Genomic DNA, 535 nt, shown 5'->3' on the forward strand with positions numbered 1-535 from the left:
GAATAACAGGAGTGGTAACAATGAAGCGAAGCCGCATCTGACAGTCAGAATGCGGCTTCGTAAGCGCGGTTACTTACCAATACAGAAGCTGGAGAAAATCCGCCCCAGCAGGTCGTCTGAAGTAAATTCCCCGGTGATTTCGCTTAAGTTCTGCTGTGCCAGACGCAACTCTTCCGCCAGCAGTTCACCTGCCCAGGCTCCCAACAGTTGCGCTTTGCCCTGTTGTAGATGTTCCGCTGCCTGTTCCAGCGCCTGTAGGTGGCGACGACGCGCCAGGAAGCCGCCTTCCATGTTGGTGTCAAAGCCCATGCTCTGTTTGAGATGGTTACGCAGCACGTCCACGCCTTCACCAGTCCTTGCCTAGAGACGAATTAACGCGTGACCGTTCACTTCACTCATTCCCAGCGTTTCGCCGGTGATATCGGCTTTATTGCGCACCACGGTGATCGGCAGTTTCGCTGGCAGACGGGCAATAAATTCCGGCCAGATCTCTGCCGGATCCACGGCGTCTGTTGTGGTGCCATCGACCATAAAC

The 535-nt window shown here is 55.1% G+C and carries 1 pseudogene; it reads right to left on the bottom strand.

From position 1 onward, the window contains the following. Positions 1-69 precede the first annotated feature (69 nt). Positions 70-348 (bottom strand): annotated as a pseudogene (locus E0L35_RS26985) (tRNA uridine-5-carboxymethylaminomethyl(34) synthesis GTPase MnmE); the annotation flags it as partial. Positions 349-535 lie beyond the last annotated feature (187 nt).

Origin of the sequence: Halomonas sp. ATBC28 (genome assembly GCF_005937175.1) — a bacterium.
Classification (GTDB): Bacteria; Pseudomonadota; Gammaproteobacteria; order Pseudomonadales; family Halomonadaceae; genus Vreelandella; species Vreelandella titanicae.